At 64.7% G+C, this 14,673-nt stretch carries 16 protein-coding genes; 4 read left to right on the forward strand and 12 right to left on the reverse strand.

Annotation, left to right across the window (positions count from 1 at the left end; genetic code table 11):
* Positions 1 to 24 precede the first annotated feature (24 nt).
* The gene (locus QRN44_RS00695; protein ID WP_285038035.1) at positions 25 to 960 is read left to right on the forward strand and encodes a sce7725 family protein; all 936 of its coding nucleotides are present in this window, start codon (positions 25 to 27) and stop codon (positions 958 to 960) included.
* Between the two features lie 751 nt (positions 961 to 1,711).
* On the opposite strand, the gene QRN44_RS00700 is transcribed toward QRN44_RS00695, so the two are convergent.
* The 3 genes from QRN44_RS00700 to QRN44_RS00710 form a co-directional block, all read right to left on the reverse strand.
* Positions 1,712 to 2,659, reverse strand: coding sequence for an HAD family hydrolase (locus QRN44_RS00700; RefSeq protein ID WP_285038036.1), 948 nt, complete (start codon positions 2,657 to 2,659; stop codon positions 1,712 to 1,714).
* Positions 2,660 to 3,046 (reverse strand): hypothetical protein, encoded by a 387-nt coding sequence (locus QRN44_RS00705; protein ID WP_285038037.1) that lies wholly within the window; start codon positions 3,044 to 3,046, stop codon positions 2,660 to 2,662. It abuts the gene before it with no gap.
* 351 nt (positions 3,047 to 3,397) lie between these two features.
* Entirely contained in the window at positions 3,398 to 3,952 is a 555-nt protein-coding gene (locus QRN44_RS00710; RefSeq protein WP_285038038.1) for a suppressor of fused domain protein, read from the reverse strand.
* 168 nt (positions 3,953 to 4,120) lie between these two features.
* Here QRN44_RS00710 and QRN44_RS00715 point away from each other — a divergent pair, with 168 nt between their 5' ends.
* Positions 4,121 to 4,828, forward strand: a complete 708-nt coding sequence (locus QRN44_RS00715) for an MmpS family transport accessory protein (protein ID WP_285038039.1) — start codon at positions 4,121 to 4,123, stop codon at positions 4,826 to 4,828.
* 43 nt (positions 4,829 to 4,871) lie between these two features.
* Here the strand turns inward: QRN44_RS00715 and QRN44_RS00720 are convergent, their stop codons facing one another.
* The 5 genes from QRN44_RS00720 to QRN44_RS00740 all read right to left on the reverse strand — a co-directional run bounded on the left by QRN44_RS00720 (position 4,872) and on the right by QRN44_RS00740 (position 9,343).
* Positions 4,872 to 5,768: a DUF4190 domain-containing protein gene (locus QRN44_RS00720; RefSeq protein ID WP_191941896.1), complete on the reverse strand. Its 897-nt coding sequence runs from the start codon at positions 5,766 to 5,768 to the stop codon at positions 4,872 to 4,874.
* 115 nt (positions 5,769 to 5,883) lie between these two features.
* Entirely contained in the window at positions 5,884 to 6,441 is a 558-nt protein-coding gene (locus tag QRN44_RS00725; RefSeq protein ID WP_285038040.1) for an OsmC family protein, read from the reverse strand.
* A gap of 195 nt (positions 6,442 to 6,636) precedes the next feature.
* A complete protein-coding gene (locus QRN44_RS00730) occupies positions 6,637 to 7,566 on the reverse strand; it encodes a hypothetical protein (protein WP_285038041.1) in 930 nt (309 codons plus the stop codon).
* Between the two features lie 373 nt (positions 7,567 to 7,939).
* Positions 7,940 to 8,467 carry a cytochrome C5 gene (locus tag QRN44_RS00735; RefSeq protein WP_285038042.1) on the reverse strand — a complete coding sequence of 176 codons (528 nt, stop codon included), beginning with the start codon at positions 8,465 to 8,467 and terminating at the stop codon, positions 7,940 to 7,942.
* Positions 8,468 to 8,518: 51 nt separating this feature from the next.
* Positions 8,519 to 9,343 (reverse strand): class I SAM-dependent methyltransferase, encoded by an 825-nt coding sequence (locus tag QRN44_RS00740; protein ID WP_285038043.1) that lies wholly within the window; start codon positions 9,341 to 9,343, stop codon positions 8,519 to 8,521.
* A gap of 278 nt (positions 9,344 to 9,621) precedes the next feature.
* On the opposite strand from QRN44_RS00740, the gene QRN44_RS00745 reads away from it, so the two are divergent.
* The gene (locus tag QRN44_RS00745; RefSeq protein WP_285038044.1) at positions 9,622 to 10,731 is read left to right on the forward strand and encodes a DNA alkylation repair protein; all 1,110 of its coding nucleotides are present in this window, start codon (positions 9,622 to 9,624) and stop codon (positions 10,729 to 10,731) included.
* Between the two features lie 334 nt (positions 10,732 to 11,065).
* Positions 11,066 to 11,713 (forward strand): NADPH-dependent F420 reductase, encoded by a 648-nt coding sequence (locus tag QRN44_RS00750; RefSeq protein WP_285038045.1) that lies wholly within the window; start codon positions 11,066 to 11,068, stop codon positions 11,711 to 11,713.
* Between the two features lie 116 nt (positions 11,714 to 11,829).
* On the opposite strand, the gene QRN44_RS00755 is transcribed toward QRN44_RS00750, so the two are convergent.
* The 4 genes from QRN44_RS00755 to QRN44_RS00770 all read right to left on the reverse strand — a co-directional run bounded on the left by QRN44_RS00755 (position 11,830) and on the right by QRN44_RS00770 (position 14,565).
* The gene (locus QRN44_RS00755; protein ID WP_147427151.1) at positions 11,830 to 12,189 is read right to left on the reverse strand and encodes a hypothetical protein; all 360 of its coding nucleotides are present in this window, start codon (positions 12,187 to 12,189) and stop codon (positions 11,830 to 11,832) included.
* Between the two features lie 9 nt (positions 12,190 to 12,198).
* Entirely contained in the window at positions 12,199 to 12,678 is a 480-nt protein-coding gene (locus QRN44_RS00760) for a GNAT family N-acetyltransferase (protein ID WP_285038046.1), read from the reverse strand.
* 411 nt (positions 12,679 to 13,089) lie between these two features.
* A complete protein-coding gene (locus QRN44_RS00765) occupies positions 13,090 to 14,046 on the reverse strand; it encodes an alpha/beta fold hydrolase (RefSeq protein ID WP_285038047.1) in 957 nt (318 codons plus the stop codon).
* Between the two features lie 222 nt (positions 14,047 to 14,268).
* Positions 14,269 to 14,565: a helix-turn-helix domain-containing protein gene (locus QRN44_RS00770; protein WP_121292442.1), complete on the reverse strand. Its 297-nt coding sequence runs from the start codon at positions 14,563 to 14,565 to the stop codon at positions 14,269 to 14,271.
* Positions 14,566 to 14,673: the final 108 nt, after the last annotated feature.

Genomic DNA, 14,673 nt, shown 5'->3' on the forward strand with positions numbered 1-14,673 from the left:
GAAGCAACCAAGCAAGGGAGCTTCATGTATTTTCCATACCTGTATAGCCGTCAAGCCGAACTGAAGGCAATAGCAGACGTCGCAGGTCATGTTGGGACACCCCAGCTAATCTTCCCGATTATCGAACCCGTGGAACCTGCCGCGAAGCTAGTCGCAGCACTGAGCGAGCTCAAGGCGAAGAGCGCCGCGGCCTACATCATCGTTAATCCACACCAGGGCAAGTTGGCAAGCACAGGCGCTGCCACGACCTGGCTCGGCGATTTTGGTGCCACCCTTGCAGATCCCACCCTGGTTCGCCCCACCTTCAAAGAAGATGCCGGGACTACAATGAAGGAAATATCTGATTTTGTGGCCGCTTATCCGTCACGAAAGATTGGCGTTATCCTCTCTACGAATAAGTTGAATGCAATGGACCTTGCTAAGACACTTAGCGGCGTGGATTGCGTCGTGTTCTTTTTGCCTACGGCGAGCGCAGTCAACTATATTTCAACGCTCGGCGCAAACAGGACTGTCGACGTGAGCGATAACTTTCGTAGCGAAGTCCGAAATAAGGATTACTCAGGCGAAGAGTGGTTGACGAATAACCATGCCACCTGGGCCACGAGCGGACGTGGTGGATTTGCTGATTTCACGATGCTGCCCGGCACATACAAGGACGGCGGTGGCCCCGTTGGCGCCATTGCTGTGCATCTCTCATTCTCCAATGGTCCAGACCTTTGGATCCAGCACTTCATCTCGCGGACTCAAGAGCAAACCGACCCCCAGGCCACCAAATTCCGTGAAGTTCTGGATGATCTACACAGTCAGAAGATAGCTACGCCAGCTCGCTTCGAAGAATCGCCTGGCGTCAAGAGCTACGAGGCACAGCGAACATCAGGAAACTACACCAATCTCTCTGAAAACAAGAGACAGCAGATCTCTCACCACATCTACACAGTGGGAAAGATCCTAGGCGTCTGACTCTCCAGAAGATCCCCGCATAGAGTCGTCGCTGCGGCAGCAGCAACTGACCACGCTAGCCGCGTCAACTCCCTGTGGCGAAGCTTCAGTCATGTTGGCAACATGCCAGTTCTGCAACAATCACCGCGATCGTCGATTCGGTGTTCTCGCGCATCAGCAAACGTCACCTCCCGCTCCACATCCAGCAACGCACCCATCTACCGCACCTCCGCGGCGAGGGCATCCCACCCACGATTCCCGCCACCGCGACTCGAACGTCAGTAAGTAACCACGGGGTGCGTACGTGCCCGATGACGTGTCCGACATTGCGCCGGTTGTTGTCGAACGCCCATCAGCGCGACGGCGCCACTGGCAGCGAGATCGCCGTCCTGTTGAGGAAACGTGTGCCGTCGCATCACGGTCCGAGCGCCGGTGGCACCCGTCAGTCGGTCGCGATCTCGTTGATCGGTATGCACGGCGCGAGCATCGCGGCACCCTATTGACATCGACGATGTCCGCGGCGAGCTCGATCCGGGCCCGGGTGACGTTCATGCGCCGGAACGCCGCGGGGGTGAGCACCGTCGCCGACCCATCCTCGGGACCCTTCTCGATCACCATCCCCGACGCTCCGACGCAACCTCGAACACAACCGCGTCCGAACCGAGGGCCTCGAATATGTCCAGAGGGAAGACTTCATCGCCACGGACGAGAGGGGCGTCGCTTCTCCGTTCCGGACTCGTGATGCGTATTCTCACTCACTAGTTTCGCCAGCTCAGACCACGTGCCCCCCAGGGGCGGCGATACTAGCGAGGCGTCTGTCTCTTGTGTCGCAGATGCGTTTGGCGATTGACCGTAGTGTCGCCGTTAGCCACATATCAGCTTCGCTACCTTCAGAGAAATCTGCCTTTGCAATACTGTTGACTCGCCCATCGTCCTGAAGCTGCTTCACGTTCGCGTAGTTGGCCGAGTCCGTCCATACGCCAAGGGTCCGTCCTCCGCTGCCGCCCACAACGGAGAAGACTGGCACATCGCTTGGACCGTCAGCAACGTAAATCATGTGCTGCAAGGGAACCCGCCGCTCATCCGGATCCATCCGCGCATTTACATCTAGAGAGGGCTCGACGTTCGACCCCTTATTGATCTCGAAGACAGCACGCGTCTTGGTCGTGTTATCTAGGGCATACCCGACTTGCGTCAGTTTGTCATTGAGCTCCAGGCGCTCCAAAGTTTGCAAATACCCAGCGGCGGGCGGGTCGGAAAGTAATTCACAAGCCCAGACTCCGTCTACATAGCGGCGAATCGGATTACCCTCAATCATCTGCCGCAGCCCGGTCGATACAATGTAGTGCTCGACCTTCAGTTCGTGATGGGCGAATCGTTCATCGTTCGCGACAATCGACCGCATACGGTCCATAAACTCCGGCATACCTGGAGCCAGTGGGACACCTGCTCCCAACTCCCTGAGCCGTGCGTTTGTCAGTCCGTCAAAGGGCCCTCCGTCAATGTAAGTCAACATGTGGCCAAGATAGGCGGTGTCCTTCGACACTTGTAGTTCTCGTCCTTGGTAGTGTTCGACAAGCGCGTTCACCTCCTGCCAGAAGGTCGAGGCATTCACCCCGTAAGCTTCGAATATTGGTTGCTGCATGTATCCAGGCGTCAAGGTCTTGTCAAAGTCCCAGATAAACGCGATGACATTCTGTGAGTTCAGCGGCGGCGGCATCTATGCTATCTCCGCGGGAGTGAACGACCAGCCAGTATCATTCCGCCAACAGCCCTGCAGATGTACGTCGGTTCCGGCCAGGACGTGATGGGCCGCACCGAGTGAGTGGAGAGCGGTCAACACTGTGACGCTCCATCCAACTTCTTGCAATGCCACGACGCCGTCAGCAACGCTCGACCAATCGCAGGTCGAACCTATGACCAACTCAATGGTGTCCGAAGCAGGGACCACAACAGCCTCATCGACTCCCGCACCATGGAGCTCGTCTCTGCCAAGCGAGCCGACGAGGTTTGACCAAGCAACTATTGATGCTTCACGCCCCGAGACCCTCCAGCGCTCAAGCGATTCATCCCCGGCGGTAAGATATTGAGACGTGATCATCGACATGAGCTAACCATATGGCTCCGGGCATGAATCTGTCACGAGACTCGCACAGACGGCGCTGACGTGGTCGCCCCCCGAGCAGCACGCTGTCAGGTGGGTATGCACGGGCTAAGCGTAATAGACGACAGATCCTCCGACGACCAGTAACAGCCGTCGACGAAATGGCGAACCCCATTGGGAAGACGGTCAGGGAAAATTCGCTCGGACTGAGCAAAGTGCACAGGATCGACTCTCGGGGCACTTACAAGTGTGTTCATTTCAGCCCTTGGACAGGCTCAGGAAGAGGAAGACGGACGGGTCGCGGATAGCCGTTCGGCAAGGGAACATATCTCTAGCCTCCTTCGAATCTCCTGCTCAGTCAGATCGCTCAACGTCCAACAACGCATCCAGCGACCCCACCTCGGCAACGAGCACATCCCACCCACGCTCCCCCGCGACCGCGGCCTCGCCGTCCGTGAGTAGACGCAGTGTCCGCACGTGCCCGACCACCTGGCCGGCCTCGTTCCGGATCTCGTCGAACGACGCTCCCCAGCGCGACGGCGTCACCAGGAGCGCGGAGATCGCCGTCCCGGTGAGGAACGGCGTGCCATTGCGCCACGGCGCGAGCACCGGGGGCACCCGGCGGTTGGTCGCGATCTCGTTGATCACGATGCGAAGCGCGACCATCGCGGCACCCTGCTGACCGTCGACGACCTCCACCGCGAGCTCGATCCGCTCACCGGAGTCGGTCGCGAGCCGTGACACCCCGGAGGTGAGGATCGTCACCGGGCCGTTCTCCGGCCGCTTCTCGATGACCATCACCGACCCGCCGATGCGGTCCTTGAACACCACCGGTTCCACGCCGAGGGCGTCGAAGATGTGAAGCGGGAAGGCGTCATCGCCCGGGACGAGAGGGACATCGCTGCTCATGGGCCGAGCCTAACGAAGCGTGCGGACGTCCGGCAGACCGGCGTGAAGCAGAGCCCTCGCCGTGCGTCGTCCGCACGACCCAGCCGTCACCAGCGTTCCGTCCACCCCTGCCCCTGAACGCCTGCCCTCGGTACGGTGGAACCAACGCAGTAGAGAGGCACCACGCGCATGTCGTATTCGAATCAGCCGCCCGCCCAGAACCAGCCCTACCCGCTGCCGGTGCCCGGCCCGGCTCCGGTGAAGACCGGCAAGCGCGGCAACGGACTCGGCATCGCCGCCCTCATCGTCGGTGGGTTCGCGCTCATCGGTGCGTTCATCCCGATCCTCAACTACGTCGCCGGGTTCGTCGGACTCGTCGGACTCGTGCTCGGCATCATCGCGCTGTGCCTGAAAAACCGGACGAAGGGCTTCGCCGTCGCCGGCACGATCATCTCGGCCGTCGCGATCGTCCTGAGCATCATCCTCGCGATCACCTACACGGCCGGGTTCGCCGGACTCATCAGCGACGCCGTCAAGACCGCCGAGGCGAAGTCGTCCGAAGCCGCCAACAGGGAGATCTCGATCGTCTACGAGGTCAACGGGACCGCCACCGACGCCTCCATCACCTACTCCACGTACTCGGCCGGCAGCAGCAGCACCGAGCAGTCCTCCGGCCAGGCGCTCCCCTTCATCAAGGAGCTGACCGTCAAGGCCGGTCAGCAGTACGACTTCGCCTCCTACTCCCTCCAGGCGCAGAACGGCGCGGAGGACACCGGGTCCGTCAGCTGCAAGATCACCGTCGACGGCGACGTGGTCGCCGAGCAGACGTCGACGGGCGCGTACGCGACGGTGTCGTGCTCCGCGTCGGGTGCCGATGGGGTGTCGGAAAACAAGTAGCGCGGGCTACGAATGCGCCTCCAGATCAGCAGACAGATCGCTATTAGTACTCTTGGGCCGGAAGCAGCTCGGCTTGGAGCACTTCGAACAGTGGGACGGTAGTGTTCCCACCAATCTGAGTGTCGTAGCTATAACTGCCCAGAATCGTCACCCACATTTTCACATGGTCTCCCTCAACAAGCGGATCGAAAATTGGGCAGTCGGATTCCCCGTCGCCTGAGGTCGCCAGAGTGTTCTGACCGTAGTCGTAAGAGAATTCGGTCTGAGCCGCTCCAGCGCTGACCAGCATGTTGCAGCGACCAGTGGCAGAGTCGAGCTGAGTGATGGACCCGAAGACGATGAGGTTGGTGCCGATGTAGGCGTCTGGGTCCTTAGCGATGAGCGCAAACGTGCGTTCGTCCGTAGGAGCGAACGTAGACAGATCCGGTGCCGCCGGCGCAGGCGGCGGAACCGCCGTCGGCTCTTCGGTGATCGCTGGTGCCTCTGCGTCAGGAGTTTCGCTGGCACTGGTGGAACTGTCAGGGGCCTTCGCTTGAGTGCTGTCGAACCCAGCCATGAATGAGCTGAAGGCAAGGGTGATGATCAACGCCGTAATGAGCCCAAGGCTGCCAAGAATGGTGCCCACAAGGGCCATCCATCGAGTCTGCTTCTTGACCAGCGCAACGATACCCACAACAACTGCGGCCAGCCCAAGCATGACCCCCAGGACCGGAACCCAGGGAAGGAGAAAGGCTGCGATGCCCAGAATGAAGGCTGTCAGAGCGAGACCGCTGGAGGGCTTTGGCTTCTGACCCGGCGGATATCCTCCGTACGGATGTTGAGCCTGCGGGTTCGGGGCATACGGCTGCTGCTGCCCACCATACTGTGACTGCCCATGCGGGTTCGGCGTGTATGGGGGAACCTCATTCGGAGTCGCCCCCGCAGACTCTGGTGTGCTCATACGCCGAGCTTAGAGGTGGTTGACCACCTTGCTCGGCCCCTGGATGGAGCTAGTCCTTGACGACAGGGGGAAACTCCCACCCCTGAAGCGAAACTGTCTCCGACGCGCAGATCGATCAGCCCTTCGAGACGGTGATCTCCACCGGCGTCGGGTTCTGAAACAGGTCGAGCACCGGGCAGTGCGCATCGACCGCGGCGCGCAGCTCCTGGTAGCGGTCCTCGGTCTCGGGGCCGGTGATGTTGATGTTCAGCCGGATCGTCGAGAACCCCGCGCGAACCTCGTCAGTGATGCCGAAGAGGTTGCGCACGTCGAGGTCGCCCTCCGCTTCGACACGGATGTCGTCGACCTGGATGCCCAACGCGCTCGCATACAACCGGTAGACCACGATCTGGCAGGAGATGAGCGCCCCGAGCGCGAACTCGACCGGGCTCGCCGCCACATCGTCCCCGGCCAGCACGGCAGGCTCGTCGACGAGGAAGCGGTGCTTACCCGCGGTGATCGCACTCGCGACCGAGCCCTCGCCGGAGCCGGAGACGCGGTAAGTGAGCGCCGCGCTCGATGGCGCGGAGGCGATCCGCTCGGACCAGGAGGCGCCCGCGGCAGCGAGGCGGTCCGCGCGCTCGGTTGCAGAGACGTCGGGGACGGTAGCGAGGTCGTTCGAGAGGAGAGTCATGCGGACAGTGTCGGCGGCACAGGCTGCTCGTGGCCAGAGGGCGGTGTCACGATTCGTCATGGACGTGCGGCCGTGAGTGCCGGACTTACGCCGCGGGATCGGGCCCCTCGACAGACTCGGGGCTCGTTATATGACGATGGTGCGCGCTTAACCGGCTGGGCAAGCATCTCGCAGACGGAAGAGTCCTGGCACCCGCTAGGACTTTTTCACAAATGCCGTCATCAGATCGACAACTTGGCCTGCGCCAAGATCTGAACCATCCTTGGCCGTCGGGCGCTCCGGTGGTGCGCCGAAAACGCGCGCCGCAAAGGCTCCATAGATCGCGTTCTTGGACTCTTCGTCCTGAATTGGCGCAATGAAGGCTGCAAACGCCAGAAGCTGTACCTGCAGAGCTTTCGCCCAGTTCGCGGTTCGTCGGTGCTGACCAGCCTGGCGCCCAATATATGCAGCCAGTCCAGCAATTCCACCAACGATCAGCAAGCGATACGCGAGTGCCACCCAATCGCCCACCGCACCGTGCGGGATGAAGAGCGAGACGGTGATTCCGGCGCCGATCAAGAGTACTGTGAGTACGCGGAAGAGATCGGCAGTCCGTTTTTCAGTCTTCGCGTACTCACCAAAATACTGCGAGAGGTTTCCGCCGGCGATTGTCCCCGCGGCCGTTCTCGCCGCATCTGCGACGTCTTCGATCTCGTTTAGCACGCGGCCACTCTCAGTCAATCTCAGATCCGTCTGCAACATAGCAATGCGTTGCAGAGACCTATCTGCGAGCCGCATCTGTTCGCGAGTACGCTCCAAGAGGTCATCGGAGAGGTTCCGAACCGACACCCGCCGGCCCAGTGCTTCGCCGAGATCCAACACGAGAGAAGCCGCCCAGTCAAGGACTGCAATGTCGCCCCTTCGCAACGCTTCCGGAAACATCGCCAGCACAGGCTCGGCCGAGCGCCAGAATGCGGACGCATATTCGTCTCCGGCGAGCATCTCGGGCCATAGCTGATGAATCGATTCGATCGAGTGAAGTACGTCGAGTACAACCTCTCGCGTGGCGTTCGTCAGGTGGTCCGCATTCGCGAACGCATGCAACAGCTGGGCCAGTCGATCTTCGTAAACGTCGCCGTTGTCCATACGCCAAGCGTAGGGCGAAACACTCTGTCCACCTTGCCGGCTTACGAGGTGAAGGTTGACCCAGCGGTCTTGAACACGCCGAGCAGTATTGCCCTTGTGACTCATCGCGGGCGTGTTGCGCAGTCACCTGCGGTGACTGCTGAGAGGAACACCTTGATGAGTGGACCAGGCAGATTCAGCTCGAGGAATATTCTTTTCCTCGGGCAGGACTCCCGGTAACCGCCCCAATAGTTCGAGATGAAGATCAGGCTAAAGGCCCGCCAGACCGAGCACCGCCCAGAACCCCGGTTACCGAACGACGCCAGTCGACGCGCTCCTGCGTTCCTTTCAACAAGCTCAGGGACCCGCAGAGAGGCCGCTCGGGGATGTCACCTCACATCGAGAGGCGACGCACGAGCTCCTCGACGGTCGAGAACTTGATCGACTCGACGCCCTCTTCGTCGTCGTCGTCGGGCTCGACCTCGACGGCCTCGAACGCGAGGTCCGCGTCGAGCTGCACGAGCACCGAGCTGTCGGGGAACTGCTTCGGCGCGTCGAACGAGAGCAGCACCGCGTCGATGAAGACGATCACCGAGCGCAGCACGAGGTCGTCACGCAGGTCGGCGGGCTCGATGACCTCGTCCGACTCGACGGCATCCTCGATCTCCGACGCCACCCGGTCGAGCAGCACCTTCCACTCCGCCGTGGGCGTCGACAGGACCCGCTGCGCCAAGTCGGCGAGCGCCGCAGGCTCCGGCTCGCCCTCCTGCTCCTCTGGTTCGGGGTCGACGTTGAGCATGACCTCGGCGTCGATCGCGTCGAAGCGGGCGAGCCCGTAGACGAAGGTGTCCTCGACCTCCGGCGAGGCGACGAGGCCCCGACGCGTCAGTTCTTCGGCCAGGGCAGTCAGCGATGCAGTCATGCGCGCCAGGCTATCGCGACCGGGTGAACGGAGGCGGAACGCTGGCCGCCGCTACTCCTTGGTGGCGTAGATCCGGAACCGGCGCTGCGTCACGGTGATGGGGGCTGCACCGTTCAACTCGGAGAGCCGCTGAGCATGCGCTTGCGCGGAGAAGGAGGGAGCGTCCCACGGGACGAGGCCGATGTAGGTGACGAGAGCGACAGCATCCTTGAACTGCATCGATCCCTCCCAACGGTCGACCTGGTCGATCCGCATCCCCACCTCCCGCAGGGCCTCCGCGTGGGCTTCCATGGTGACATCGGGGTGGGCGTACTCGCTCCCGAACCATTCATGGATCTCGGGCGCGTCGAAGCCGTCCACCTGTTGGGTCAGAAACCTACCGCCGGGGGCCAAGACGCGTGCGACCTCGGCCGCGTCGTAGGACTCGTGCCGAGACATCACCAGATCCTGGCTCTGATCGGGGAGGCCGAGGACGTCGCTGGCATCCGAGTCGTACTGCAGGACCTCTACACGCTGGGGCGCGAGTCGCGCTCGCGCGACCGGGACGTTGGGCGGCCATCCTTCAGTAGCGATGACCAGGGGCGGGCGTGCGGACTCTTGAGAGAGCGACTCCAGGAGCGCGGACAACCGCTCTCCGCCGCCTGTTCCCAGATCCACCGCTCCGATGCGTGAGTCACGCAGCGCGTGCAGGCAGTCCGCTTCGAAGTCCCACCACGGACTGTCGGAGATGAGTGCGCCATCCAGCCGCGAGAAGTCCCATCCGACCATCTGCGCTTCGGCATGTGCCGCGTTGAGGCGTTCGAGGAGGTCGTGATCGGCTCCGTGGAGCCCGCCGCTGAGCTGCTGGGAGTGCTGTTGTCGGTCGCCGATCGTCACGTTCCGAGTCTGACACTGGGCCGGTTCGGTGTCGACCCGGCCTCGTTGATGGCGCCGGAAGTGCCGAGTGCCGCGACGTCCTACCCCGCTGAGTTGCCCGAACGTGTTGTGAATCGGGCGGGTTTGGAACACATTCGGGCGACTCGGCACAGGCTGCGACGCCCCAGCACGTTGAGTCGCCCAGATCTGTCACAGATTGCGCGGATTCGGAACATTTTCAGGCGCCTCAGCACGGCATCAGCACCCCACCTGTCAGCGGCACACGCCATGATCGCCGTATGCCCTTCGCAGACGAGCTCCTCGGCACCGCCGTCGCCCGCACCCTCACCCGCTCGCTCCAGGAGGCCGCGCCGGGCAACCCGTTCGATGCCACGGCCCACGCTGCCGAGCACCTCGACGGTCTCGCGCTCCGCGAGCGCGCGGACCTCCTGCGCGACGCCCTGCTCGAGGACGTTCCCGGCGACTACGCGACGCTCGCCGGGATCATCCGCACCGCCCAGTCCGCGGACCCCGCATTCACCGGCTGGCTGATCTGGCCGGTCACCAGTGCGGTCGCAGCCCGCGCGGTCGAGGAGGGCACCCCCGATGCCTTCGACGACGCGATGCGACTCCTCGCCGAACTCACCGAACGCCTCAGCGCCGAGTTCGCCATCCGCACTCTCCTCCGCCACGACCTCGACCGCGCGCTCGCCATCGTCCTCGACTGGACCACCTCCGACAACGAGCACATCCGCCGCCTCGCCAGCGAAGGCACCCGCCCCTACCTGCCGTGGGCGGTGCGCGTTCGGGAGATCGTCGCGAACCAGGGCATCACCGTCTCGATCCTCGACGCCCTCTACCGCGACCCGAGCGGATACGTTCGCCGGTCCGTCGCCAACCACCTCAACGACCTCAGCCGCGACGACCCCGACCTCGTCGTCGCCACCGCGAACCGCTGGCTGGCCGACCCCGACGCCAACACTCCTGCGCTCGTCCGCCACGCGCTCCGCACCCTCGTGAAGCGCGGCAACCCTGGTGCGCTCGCGGCCCTCGGCTTCGGCGCAGCGACGACGGAGGTAGAGGGCTTCGCGGTCGATATCGCCCACATCCCGTTCGGCGGAACGGTCCGATTCGTCGCGACCGTCCGCAACACCGGCACCGACACGGCCCGCTTGGCGATCGACTATGTCGTGCACCACCAGAAGGCGAACGGCTCGCAGACGACGAAGACGTTCAAGCTGACGACGACCGAGCTGGCCCCCGGCGAGCACATCCTCCTCTCGCGGGAGCACTCCTTCCGCGCGATCACCACCCGCCGCTACCACCCGGGTGCGCACGGGATCGCGCTGCAGGTGAACGGGGTCGCGACCGAGCCGCTGGCGTTCGAGCTGCTGCCACCGGTGGAGTGAGGCGGGCGTCCCCACGGCCGAGCCCCGGTCATTGAGCTCGTCGGAGGGCGCACTTCGACAAGCTCAGTGACCGGGAAAGGAGCTCGGCGACCGGACGGGCGCTCAGCGACCGAGGAGGGTGCTCTGTCGTCGAGGAGCTACCCAGTGACCGGACAGGATGCTCAGCAACTGGGACCGGTGCTCGGCCGAACGGTACGGCGCTCGGCCGAACGTGGAGGGCGCTCGACCGAGGGACGACGTTCGGCAAACCGTCGCGCCGGTCCGAACCTGAACGGCGGCTCCGGATCCGAGCCGAACAGGAATGCTCAACCCCGCACGCGCCGTTCCCCTGAACATGACAACCATCGGAATCATCGGTTCAGGAAACATCGGCTCTCAGCTCGCACGCCTCACGGTGGCGCAGGGTCACGACGTCATCGTGTCCAACTCGCGCGGACCGGAGACGCTCACCGACCTCGTCTCGGAGCTCGGCGAGCACGCCACCGCCGGCACCGCCCTCGACGCGGCCGAGCGCGGCGACATCGTCATCGTCACCATCCCGCTGCACGCGATCGACACCGTCCCCGTCGCACCGCTCGCGGGCAAGGTCGTCATCGACACGAACAACTACTACCCCGAGCGCGACGGACACATCGCCGAGCTCGACGCCGAGACCACCACCACGGCCGAGATGCTCCAGGCGCACCTCCCGGAGTCGAAGGTCGTGAAGGCGTTCAACCACATCTACGCCGCGGACCTCACCACCAAGGGCAAGCCGTCCGGCACCCCGAGCCGCCGGGCCCTCGTCATCGCCGGTGACGACGCCGACGCGAAGGCCACCGTCGCCGCCCTCATCGACTCCTTCGGGTTCGAGCCCCTCGACATCGGCGCGCTCTCCGAGGGATGGCGCATCCAGCGCGACACCCCCGGCTATGGCCCGGACGTCGACGCCGACAAGCTGCGCGAACTCGTCGCCGAGGCCAAGCGCTACCGCGACATGTAGGTCACGCCGCGTCGCGAATCGCCCTGGACCGCTCCGAGCCACCGCTCGGCTCGCGGACCAGGGCGATTCGTCGTACTCGAGGAGTGGGCGAACGACCTTCGGATGAGCGCGTCCCGTCAGATGAGCGCGCCGACTGCCGCCCAGCCCGCCCCGAAGAGCACGGCGATCCAGCCGGACAGGGCGAGAGCGTCGCGTTCCCTGACGCCGAGCTTGCGAGCGTCCTCAGTCGCGTGGACGACCTGGAGCAGAGCCCCGACGAACAGCAGGAGCGGAGCGATTGCAGGGAGGATCGGCCACTGCTCGACGACCGCGAGTGCACCGACCACGAGGAGTCCGAGGGTCGGCAGGTTCGTCAGAACGAGGACGGCGAACGCCCGGCCCGACCAAGCCGGCTTGCGGAGGTACTTCATCCAGCCGGTGAGGACCACCACGACCGCGAGCGCAAGTAGGGTCAACCAGATCAGTTCTTGAGCCACCGTTGGAGGTTAGCGGGATCCGCCCGACTCGGCCCGCCACTCGAGGAGCAGTGGTGCCCGCTCGAACCCGGCACGGAGGTAGACCGGCGCGGCATCCTCGTTCGCGCTGACGGAGACCCGGCCGATGTCGCGAGCGCGTGCGGCATCGAGCAGTCCGTCGATCAGGCGACCCGCGATGCCGCGACCACGGAACTCCGGGCGGACGAACACGCTCTGCACGTCGCCCGTCAGCCGGCGGAGGGCCCCGATGTTGGGGGCGCGGGAGAACACGACCAGCCATGCCATCCCGACGACGCGGTCGTCCACGACGGCGACCAGGCACACCCGGGAATCGGGGTCGACCGCGATCCACGAGACGAGGTCGTGGGCGAAGAGCGCTCGTTCCCAGTCGGCGAGCGGGGCGGCCGGTGGCGACATCAGCAGCTTCAGCTCCGCCAACCCGGCGGCATCGGCCGGCGTCGCGACGCGAATCTCGACCTCGGGTTCCATGGGTCGAGTGTCGCATGGGCCGCTGTCATGGAAGGGAGGCGGCCCCTCCGCGGCGCCCTTCGACAGCCTGATCCTGAGCCTGTCGAACTGCAGGGAACGGAAGGGTGTCTCGAGCGGAGGGACCGCCGAGGCACCAGTGACCCGGAACCGAGTGACGGTCACTGAGCTTGTCGAAGTGCACACGAGGGACGCCCGCCCGGGCGAAAGCCTCCGAGCGGGAGGGGCGGACTCGTGGGCCCTTCGACAGGCGGATCCTGAGCCTGTCGAAGGGCAGGGAGCGGGATGGTTGTGACCGCCGCTAGCCGAGTGGCTCGAGACCGAGGTCCGCACGTCGAGCATGTCGAGGTGCTCGGGCGCCCTTCGACAAGCTCAGGGACCGGAAGGGGTGGCTCAGAGAGCGGAAGGGGCAGCTCAGGGACCGAGCGCCGCGAAGCGGTCCAGCGCCGCACGCAGCACGGCGCTCTCCTCGATGCCACCGTGGCCCTCCGTCTCGACGATCGTCAGCTCGCTCGCCGGCCACAGCTGATGGAGCAGCCAGGCGGTCACGGCCGGTCCGCTGATGTCCCGGCGGCCGTGGACCAACGCGCCGGGGATGTGCGCGATGCGGTCCATCCGCGACAGCACCGCCCGGTCGCCGGTGAGGAAGCCGTCGTGACTCCAGTAGTGGGTGACGAGTGTCGCGAACGCCTCGCGCACGGTCGCGTCGTCGAACAGCTGGCCGACGCGTTCCGGGTGGTCGAGTGACACGTGCGCACTCTCCCAGCGGTCCCAGGCGGTCGCGGCGTCGGTGCGCTCGGCCGCGTCGCCCTCGCGGAGACGACGCGCGTAGGCCTCGACGATCCGCTCGCCGTCCCGCCGACCGCTGTCAGCTTCGAACCGTGCCCACTCCTCGGGGAAGACGCGGCCGACGCCCTCGGTGATCCAGTCGACCTCGTCACGACTCGTGGTCGTCACCGCGACGAGCGCCAGCGCGATCACCCGGTCGGGATGCTCCTGCGCGTAGGCGAGGGCGAGCGTCGTCCCCCACGAGACCCCGGACACGACCCAGCGCTCGACACCCGAGGCGACGCGCACCGCCTCGATGTCGGCGATGAGTCGCTGCGTGGTGTGCTCGTCGAGCTGCTCGCGCGCGTCCACGATGTTCGGGGTGCTGCGGCCACTTCCGCGCTGATCGATGCCGATGAGGCGGTACCGCGACAGGTCGAAGTGCGAGCGGTACCAGCCGGAGCCGAGCGAGCCGCCGGGGCCGCCGTGCAGCCAGAGCGCAGGGACGCCGTCCGGGATGCCGGATTCCTCGACATAGATCGACGCACCGTAGTCGACGTCGACGAAACCGGTGGTGTGCGGGTCGGCTTGCTCCTCGGTCATCCGTGCCACGCTACACAGCTCGGGCCAGGCGTGCAGGCCCTTCGACAGGCTCAGGGACCGGGGTGGTGCGTCGGGCGGAGACGGCCGCGGGACTGCGTTGGCCCTTCGACAGGCTCAGGGACCGGGGTGGTGCGTCGGGCGGAGACGGCCGCGGGACTGCGTTGGCCCTTCGACAAGCTCAGGGACCGGGACATCCGTCAGAGGACCGGACGGACCGGAGAGCTAGGAGACGAGTCGCTCGCGCAGGCGTTCGCCGGACGGGGCAGTGTCCCGCCGGGTCGGGCTGATCGTGGCCCAGACCTCATCGAGGGAGAGGCCGAGCACCTCGGCGATCGCGGCGATGGTGGAGAACGCCGGCGTCGCGACCCGGCCCGACTCGATCTTCCGCAGCGTCTCCGGGGAGAGGCCGGCGTCGAGGGCGATGTCGAGCATCGACCGCTCACCACGAGCCTCGCGGAGGAGCGCACCGAGACGCTGACCGCGTTCGACATCGGTGGGGGTGAGCGGGAGGCGGACCATGCGCCCAGTGTAGTACGGGATAGTTTGACCGGTATAGTTATTGGCCGAGCGCCGTTCGCGGCACGAACACCACCGCACCACGAACGCAGCACGCCGATGGAAGGGCCC

This window comes from Plantibacter sp. lyk4-40-MEA-4, from assembly GCF_030209415.1.
GTDB classification, from domain to species: Bacteria; Actinomycetota; Actinomycetes; order Actinomycetales; family Microbacteriaceae; genus Plantibacter; species Plantibacter flavus_A.

Coding starts and splice junctions, on each gene's coding strand:
- QRN44_RS00715 (WP_285038039.1), top strand. CDS start 4,121: ATGTCGTATTCGAATCAGCCGCCCGCCCAGAACCAGCCCTACCCGCTG.
- QRN44_RS00750 (WP_285038045.1), top strand. CDS start 11,066: ATGACAACCATCGGAATCATCGGTTCAGGAAACATCGGCTCTCAGCTC.
- QRN44_RS00765 (WP_285038047.1), bottom strand. CDS start 14,046: ATGACCGAGGAGCAAGCCGACCCGCACACCACCGGTTTCGTCGACGTC.
- QRN44_RS00710 (WP_285038038.1), bottom strand. CDS start 3,952: ATGAGCAGCGATGTCCCTCTCGTCCCGGGCGATGACGCCTTCCCGCTT.
- QRN44_RS00770 (WP_121292442.1), bottom strand. CDS start 14,565: ATGGTCCGCCTCCCGCTCACCCCCACCGATGTCGAACGCGGTCAGCGT.
- QRN44_RS00700 (WP_285038036.1), bottom strand. CDS start 2,659: ATGCCGCCGCCGCTGAACTCACAGAATGTCATCGCGTTTATCTGGGAC.
- QRN44_RS00745 (WP_285038044.1), top strand. CDS start 9,622: ATGCCCTTCGCAGACGAGCTCCTCGGCACCGCCGTCGCCCGCACCCTC.
- QRN44_RS00725 (WP_285038040.1), bottom strand. CDS start 6,441: ATGACTCTCCTCTCGAACGACCTCGCTACCGTCCCCGACGTCTCTGCA.
- QRN44_RS00760 (WP_285038046.1), bottom strand. CDS start 12,678: ATGGAACCCGAGGTCGAGATTCGCGTCGCGACGCCGGCCGATGCCGCC.
- QRN44_RS00735 (WP_285038042.1), bottom strand. CDS start 8,467: ATGACTGCATCGCTGACTGCCCTGGCCGAAGAACTGACGCGTCGGGGC.
- QRN44_RS00720 (WP_191941896.1), bottom strand. CDS start 5,768: ATGAGCACACCAGAGTCTGCGGGGGCGACTCCGAATGAGGTTCCCCCA.
- QRN44_RS00705 (WP_285038037.1), bottom strand. CDS start 3,046: ATGTCGATGATCACGTCTCAATATCTTACCGCCGGGGATGAATCGCTT.
- QRN44_RS00730 (WP_285038041.1), bottom strand. CDS start 7,566: ATGGACAACGGCGACGTTTACGAAGATCGACTGGCCCAGCTGTTGCAT.
- QRN44_RS00695 (WP_285038035.1), top strand. CDS start 25: ATGTATTTTCCATACCTGTATAGCCGTCAAGCCGAACTGAAGGCAATA.